Source organism: Corynebacterium sp. HMSC068G04 (assembly GCF_001814885.1).
In the GTDB taxonomy this organism is placed as follows: Bacteria; Actinomycetota; Actinomycetes; order Mycobacteriales; family Mycobacteriaceae; genus Corynebacterium; species Corynebacterium hiratae.
Genome location: NZ_KV818294.1, coordinates 43,134 through 50,853 on the forward strand (window position 1 = coordinate 43,134; position 7,720 = coordinate 50,853).

Below are 7,720 nucleotides of genomic sequence, written 5' to 3' on the forward strand. Positions count from 1 at the left end.
AGCGCGCGGAGTGTTAGTCAGCGATGGCGTCCAACGGCGGAGTCTTCGCCGCGCGGTGGGCCGGCCACAGGGCGGCTAGCACACCGACGATGCCGGAGCCGACGAGCATGACGACGAGCATCATCCACGGCACCGTCGTGGAGTCGAGGCCTTCGTCCGCAAGCACGGAGATGAAGGACCACCCCATCCCCAGCCCCATGAGGATGCCCATGAGAGCGCCGAAGAGCGCAATCTGTACCGACTCCACGGTGATCATCGTGCGAATCTGGCGGCGCTGGGTGCCCACCGCGCGCAGCATACCAATCTCCTGGCGTCGTTCAATCACGCCCAAGGTGAGGGTATTGACAATGCCCAGGATCGCGATGACCACAGCCAACGCCAGCAGCGCGTAGAGGATTGTGAGCATCTGGTCAATCATGCCGGCGGCCTCGCCTGCGAATTCCTCGCCGGTGCGCACCTGCACCACGACGAGGTCCTTGACGGACTCCTCCAGGTTGGCGCGCAGCTTTTCCTTGTCATAGCCTTCCTCCGCGTTCACGTAGACCAACATGACGTTGAGGCTAGCCGGGTCGACGACCTCTGTTGCCGCGGAGGCGGAGACAGCTAAGCGCGGGAGCATCTGGAAGGGCTCATACGTGCCGAGGAGCTTCACCTGCGTGGTACGAGACAGATCCGGGCCCGCCAGCTCATAACTCTGGCCGACCTCCCAGCCCTGCTCTGCAGCCAGGTCGGCTTCGGCGATGAAGCCCGGCTCCTCGCCCGTCTTCAACGATCCTTCCACCAGGGTGAAGTTAAGGACGTCATCGGCGTTGCCATCGATGACCTGGCTGACCTTCATCTCCGGGCCATAGTTCATCGAAGCCTGACCATCCACCTGCAGGGGTGCTGTGCTCATCGACACGACCTGTCCGACGCCCTCAGTATCGCTGGCGCGCTGCACGGTCTCGTTCGGGGTCGGAAAGTTTCCAGACGTCGGGCCGGACAGCAAGAAGTCCGCGCGGGCGTCCTGCTCGACGGTGTCGGCCACCGAGGCCTTCATCGTCGCACCCAACATGCCGATCGAGGTCACCAGCGCCACGCCCAGCATGAGAGCGAATGCGGTCGCCGCGGTACGGCGCGGGTTGCGCGCCGAGTTCGTCGAGGCTAGCTTGCCCACCGCACCAAAGGGCGCACCAATCACGCGGCCAATCGCCGGAACGATGGGCAGGGAGATGGCCGGTCCAGCCAGGAAGAAGCCAAGGATCAGGTTGAGCGCGCCAAGACCCACGAGGGAGGCACGGATGCCCGTGGAGGCGTCGATAAGCACGCCGAGGACCGCGAAGATAATGCCCGCGACGAGCAACAGTCCACCCAGCACGCTGCGCACGAGGAGCGAAGAACCAGCTGCAGACTCGGTTGTGCGCATGGCTTCCACCGGCTTTACCGCACCCGCGCGGCGCGCCGGCGCCCACGCGGACACGATGGTGACCACCGCGCCCAAGAGCAGCGGCACGACTACTGCGCTGACGCTCAGGCCCAGACCGCCGCCCATGGGCATGTCCTTAGCTTCAAAGACTGCCTTGATGAGTGCGACTAAGCCCATACCTGCCACCACGCCGACGGCTGAGCCGACGAGCCCCACGATGAAGGCCTCCGTCACCACCGAACGCGTGATCTGGCTGCGGGAAGCACCGAGCGCACGCAGGAGCGCGAACTCCTTGGTGCGCTGGGCCACGATCATGGAGAAGGTATTCGCGATAATGAACGTGCCCACCAGCAGCGCGATGAGGCCAAAGGCGATGAGGAAGTAGTTGACGAATTTCAGGGCAGAGGAAATCTGATCCGACAGCTCATCGGCCAGCTTCTGGCCGGATTCCGCCTCGACCTCGAAGGTGTTGTTGAGGTGCTCCACGAGCGCATCGGCATCGACGCCGTCGGCCGCAGCGACCTTCAGCTGGGAAGAGTCTCCATAGCGCTCAACGAAGGCCTCGTGTTCCATGAGCAACGTCAGACTGGGGCCCTGGTCCACCACAGGCTTGACGACGCCCACGACCTTCACCTCATCGCGCTGGTCCGGGTGCACGACGAGGAGGGTGTCGCCGACGTGGATGCCGAACTTCTCGGCGGCGGAGTCGTTGATGAGGACTTCGCCGGTCCCGTGGGGCTCGGAGCCGTCGACAAGCGTGGCAGGCTCACCTACGGATTGCTCTCCCGGGTAGAAGGGCTGCACACTGGACGTGCCCCCGCCGGTCTGGAACGCCTCGGCGTCTTCGTTGGCCACCACGACCGTCTGGCTGCTTTGCATGTTCACCGCACGCACGTCGGGGTCGGCGGCGATGTCATCGCGCATCTTCTGATCCAGCTTCGGGCCGTTTTCCTTCTGGCTCACGGCCGCATCCACGCCGGTAAATGCTGTCGAGACAGCGGAGTCGAACGTATTCGACAGCGAGTTGGTGAACATGAAGGAGCCCGAGATGAACGCGGTACCCAGCACCACCGCCAGCAGGGTCAGGGCAAGGCGCAGCTTATGCGCGAGAATATTGCGCACGGAGACCGTGCGCATCGTGTTCTTTGTGGCCATGCTCTAGCCCTCGATTTCTGCCATCACGGCGTGGATGGACTCCATGGTCGGATTCATGAGCTCATTAACCAGGCGGCCATCGGCGAGGAAGACCACGCGGTCAGCGTACGAAGCGGCCTTGGCGTCGTGCGTAACGATAACCACGGTCTGCCCATCCTTGTCCACGGCGGTACGCAAAATGTCGAGCACCTCGGCGGAGGAGTTCGAATCCAGGTTGCCGGTGGGCTCATCACCGAAGATGATCTCCGGACGGGAAACCAGGGCGCGCGCACACGCCACGCGCTGCTGCTGGCCGCCGGAGAGCTCGGCTGGGCGGTGGTTCAGGCGGTGGGACAGGCCAAGGCGCGTGGTGACCTCATCAAACCACGCCTTATCGACCTTGTTGCCAGCGATATCGGTAGGCAGCGTGATGTTCTCTGCCGCAGTCAACGTGGGCACCAGGTTAAAGGACTGAAAGATGAAACCCAGGCGGTCGCGGCGCAGGGCCGTAATATCCTTGTCGCTGAGCTGCGACATATCGGTATCACCGATGAAGGCCGAACCGGACGTCGCCGAATCGAGCCCCGCCATGGTGTGCATGAGCGTGGACTTGCCGGAGCCCGAGGGGCCCATGATGGCGGTAAAAGTGTTGCGCGCGAACTCAACGTCGACGTGGTCCAACGCGGTGACTGCGGTATCTCCCTGACCGTATTGTTTGAACAGGTCAACGGCGCGGGCCGCAGCAGTCATCGTTGGGGTGGTCATGGACGTGTTCTCCTTATAGATAGGGAAAGTAACGTCACTACCCTATCTTGCCCTGGGTAAGTTATGTGACGCGTGTGGTCTAAAATATGCTCCATGCGCGCATCCCTTTCCGCTCTAGAGCATTACGACCGTTGTGCCGAAGCAGCCGCGGCTCAGGTCATGCGCCACTACTCCACCAGTTTTTCCCTGGCCACGCGGCTTCTCTCACCAAGAGTGCGCGTGGATATCCGTAACTTATACGCCATGGTGCGCACGGCCGATGAGATCGTCGATGCGGGGCTTGCTCCCCAGGACGCCGCCGTGCTTCTCGACGCCTACGAGGCCACCGTCCGCGCCGCCCCGTCCCAGCGTTTTCACGCTGATCCGATCGTGCATGCCTTTGCGCTTTCCGCGCGGCGTTGCGGGTTCAGCGATGAGCACGTTGCACAGTTCTTTTCCTCCATGCGTTGCGATCTGACGCACCACACGCACACCCACGACTCCTTCGAGGATTACGTCTGCGGCTCCGCGGAGGTCATCGGGCTCTTGTGCCTGGACGCCTTCTACGCCGGTCAGGCGCGACCGGCCGGCATCGAGGAAGGCGCGCGGCGCTTGGGCGCGGCGTTTCAGAAGATCAACTTCTTGCGCGATCTGCGCGAGGACTCCGCAGACCTCGGCCGCTCATATTTTCCAGCGCTGCCCGATCCCACTGGCTTGGACGAGGAGAGGAAGGCTGCCATCATCGCTGATATTCGCGAGGACCTGTCTGTAGCGCAGGGTGCCATCGAGTTGCTGCCGCGCGGCTCCCGCATGGGCGTGGCGGCGGCTACCGCCCTCTTTACTGAGCTCACCGACCAGCTCGAGGCAACCCCCGCCGCCGAGATCCTCACGACAAGGGTGTCGGTGTCACCAGCGCGTAAGGCCTTCCTCGTGAGCCGGGCAGCTGCATCGGCGGTGAAATAAACATGGGCAAGCGGGTTGTCGTCATCGGCGCTGGCATCGCGGGGCTTGCCACCGCGGCGTTGATGCTGCGGGAGGGCTGGGACGTGGTCGTCGTCGAGAAGCAGCGTAGCGTCGGCGGGCGGGCGGGAGTCCTAGAAGTCGACGGCTTCCGTTTCGATACGGGGCCTTCGTGGTATCTCATGCCGGAGGCTTTTGATGAATTTTTCCGGGCCTGTGGGACGAGCACCGAGCGTGAGCTGGACCTCGTCCCCCTCTCGCCTGCGTATCGCGTGTACAACGAGGACGGCGCGTTCCTAGATGTGGAGAGCGGCGTGGAGGAGGTCGCGCACCTATTCGAGTCTATTGAGCCGGGCGCGGGTGAGCGCGTACGGGCGTATTTGGCGCGCTCCTCCGACGTCTACGCGGTGGCGCTGAGCAGCTTTTTGTACACCACGTTTTCGCGCCCTACTGAGCTGCTGACACGGGAGGTGCTCACGCGGCTGGGCACGCTCGCGATGCTGCTGACGCGTTCGCTGGACAGGCTGGTAGCGGCGCAGTTTCAGGACTATCGCCTGCGTCAGGTCCTGACCTATCCGGCGGTGTTTTTGTCGACCGAGCCTCAGGCCGCGCCGGCCCTGTATTCCTTGATGAGCCACACCGACCTGGTCGAAGGTGTGCGCTACCCGCAGGGGGGCTTCGCCGCGGTGGTCGCGGCGATTGCGCGCCAAGCGGAGGGTGCAACCTTCCTCATGGGTACCGCGGTGACGGCAATTGAGTGCACGGACGGGCGCACAACTGGCGTGCGGCTGGATGACGGCCGCTTCATTTCTGCAGAGGCCGTGGTGTCGGCGGCGGACCTGCGCCACACCGAAACCGCGTTACTGCCAGAGGCAGCGCGGACCTACCCGGAAAGCTACTTCGCACGGCGCGATCCGGGTTTGGGTACGGTTCTGGTGTTCCTCGGCGTCCGCGGCGAGCTGCCGCAGCTTGAGCACCACACTCTGTTGTTTAGCAAGGACTGGGAGCCCGATTTCCGCGCCGTCTACCACGGCCCGGAGGCCTCGCGTCCGCTCGGTGCTTCGGAGTCTATCTACGTATCCAAGACATCCGCGACGGATCCTGACGTGGCGCCGGAGGGCTGCGAGAACCTCTTTGTGCTCGTCCCTGTGCCGGCGGAAGATACTTTTGGCTCAGGCGATGCCTATGGTGAGGAAGAATCGCCGCGCGTCGCCGCGATTGCTGACGCCGCTATCCACCAGATAGGCACATGGCTTGGCATTCCGGACTTTGCCGAGCGCATCGTCGTGCGCCGAACGGTGGGGCCCTCTGATTTTGTGCAGCGCTATAACGCGTGGGCAGGTGGAGCGGTGGGGCCTGCACATACGCTGCAGCAATCCGCGTTCTTCCGTGGGCGCAACGTCTCGCGAAAACTGAAGAACCTGTTCTACGCGGGCGGAACGACCGTGCCGGGCGTGGGAGTGCCAATGTGCCTTATTTCTGCGCACAACGTCCTCACGCGGATGCGTGAACAGCGCTAAACGTTGGGCCCGAGTGCACTCTCAATTCGCGCTGAATTCCCCCAGTGCTGACCCCCGTGACAGAACTTGGTTCTCAGTCCCCACTCCACGGCATGGAATTCACGAAAAGGCCGTGCAGCGCTGCATAGCGTAGTCTGAGGAGGTTGACGTCGAGTGGAAAGGCGAAGCGATGGCAGAAACTACTGAGCAGGCCAGCGAGACCGTAGAGTCATGGCTGAAGCAAGAAGACGCTATCGATCCTAAAAAGGCCCCTCGTCTCCAGGAGCTCTTAGCCCGCGTTCCCCGTCAAGACCTCATCGCGATTGTGGAGCGGCAAAATGCTCTCCGCGCTGCGCTAGCCCTCCGCCTGCTGCCGCGGGAAAAGTCCATCGCAGTCTTCGACGCACTCGATGCAAAGCACCAAGCGGACATCATTGATGAGCTGGGCAACGCCGATGTCTACGAGTTTTTCGACGAGTTGGACCCCGAAGACCGAGTGGCGCTCTTGGATGAGCTGCCCGCGGAGATTGCGGATCGCCTCCTCCGTTCACTGACCCAGACTCAACGCGACGTGACCGGAGTGATCCTTGGATACACGAAGGGCTCCGTCGGGCGTCGTATGTCGCCAGAGGTGCCCGACATTCACCCGGAAATGAGCATGGAAGATGCCCTGTACACGCTCCGGGATACGGCCGATGAACTGGAGACCATCTATACCGTTCCGGTGACGCGCAAGGACCGGCGTCTGGTCGGCGTCGTCAGCCTGCGCGAACTCTTCACGGCTGAGCGCGGTGTACTCATTGAGGACATCATGAAGGAACCGGTTTATGCGCGTGCGACTGCCGACGCCGAGGAGACCGTGCGGTGGTTCTTGCCCCTCGATATGCTAGCTCTGCCAATTGTGGATGATTCACACCGCCTCGTCGGTCTTCTTACGTGGGACGATGCCACGGACATCATGGAAGAAGCGGACAGCGAGGACTCTGCTCGTTCCGGTGGTACGGAAGCGCTCCAGCAGCCTTACTTGTCGACGCCGTTGCTCAAGCTCGTTCGCTCCCGCATTCTCTGGCTGCTCGTGCTCGCTGTGTCAGCTCTGCTGACCGTGCGGGTTCTCGATTCCTTCGAGGACACCTTAGCCAAGGCGGTTGTACTGTCGCTGTTCATCCCTCTGCTCACCGGCACGGGCGGCAATACAGGAAACCAGGCGGCTACTACAGTGACCCGTGCGCTCGCGCTTGGCGACGTCCGAACGCGCGACCTCCTTTCCGTAATGTGGCGCGAGCTGCGCGTCGGAATGCTGCTCGGCGCCGTACTGGGACTGGCTGGTCTCGTCTTGGCGACGGTGGTCTACGGCGTCGATATCGGTATCGTGATCGGTTCCACCCTGTTTCTTATCTGCTCGATGTCAGCGACGGTAGGTGGGCTCATGCCAATTGTGGCTAAGACGGTGGGCGCGGATCCCGCTGTGTTTTCTAACCCGTTTATTTCCACGTTCTGTGACGCGACGGGCTTGATTATCTACTTCTTCATCGCAAAGTCGGTGTTGGGCATCTAGTCCGATAGAAACTGCCGCGCTGCATCGCACGGCCTGCCGACCTTCCTGCGGCCGTACTAGAGCCGCATCGTCCTCTTGGAAACAAGTCCTTAGCACCCTAGAGCAGCTGGGCTTCCACATGCATGACACTAGAGCCGCTTGCTATGCGGTTACCCCCTCTCCTCTACCGGGCTGAACACCATCGATTTCTGCGTCCAACTGTCCACCACAAAGAGTGTGGCTGCAACCACTCCTGCCGCTTTCACGGACAGCCTAGAACCGTGGCAGTACAAGGTGCGCCTTGCCTTCTGCAAGCGTCCTGAAGTCATTCGCGAAGCAGTTGCCCGCCTGACGTACGAAGAAAATGCCTGCGGCACGCGGCTTTGTGCTCAGTGTCAACAAATAGTCGCCCGGACCTGACCCCCGTTAGGTAGACACCTGATA

5 protein-coding genes are annotated in these 7,720 nt (G+C 62.4%); 3 read left to right on the top strand and 2 right to left on the bottom strand.

Translation table 11 applies throughout. The features are described from left to right. Positions 1–13 precede the first annotated feature (13 nt). Positions 14–2,560 carry an ABC transporter permease gene (locus HMPREF2993_RS02000; RefSeq protein WP_070700743.1) on the bottom strand — a complete coding sequence of 849 codons (2,547 nt, stop codon included), beginning with the start codon at positions 2,558–2,560 and terminating at the stop codon, positions 14–16. A 3-nt stretch (positions 2,561–2,563) separates the two neighbouring features. Next, positions 2,564–3,304 carry an ABC transporter ATP-binding protein gene (locus HMPREF2993_RS02005; protein ID WP_070700746.1) on the bottom strand — a complete coding sequence of 247 codons (741 nt, stop codon included), beginning with the start codon at positions 3,302–3,304 and terminating at the stop codon, positions 2,564–2,566. A 93-nt stretch (positions 3,305–3,397) separates the two neighbouring features. Between HMPREF2993_RS02005 and HMPREF2993_RS02010 the strand changes: the two genes are divergently transcribed. The 3 genes from HMPREF2993_RS02010 to mgtE all read left to right on the top strand — a co-directional run bounded on the left by HMPREF2993_RS02010 (position 3,398) and on the right by mgtE (position 7,297). Next, positions 3,398–4,246: a phytoene/squalene synthase family protein gene (locus tag HMPREF2993_RS02010; RefSeq protein WP_070700748.1), complete on the top strand. Its 849-nt coding sequence runs from the start codon at positions 3,398–3,400 to the stop codon at positions 4,244–4,246. 2 nt (positions 4,247–4,248) lie between these two features. Continuing rightward, a complete protein-coding gene (crtI, locus tag HMPREF2993_RS02015) occupies positions 4,249–5,763 on the top strand; it encodes a phytoene desaturase family protein (protein ID WP_070700750.1) in 1,515 nt (504 codons plus the stop codon). A gap of 169 nt (positions 5,764–5,932) precedes the next feature. Beyond that, positions 5,933–7,297: a magnesium transporter gene (gene mgtE, locus HMPREF2993_RS02020; protein WP_070700751.1), complete on the top strand. Its 1,365-nt coding sequence runs from the start codon at positions 5,933–5,935 to the stop codon at positions 7,295–7,297. The last annotated feature ends 423 nt before the right edge of the window (positions 7,298–7,720 follow it).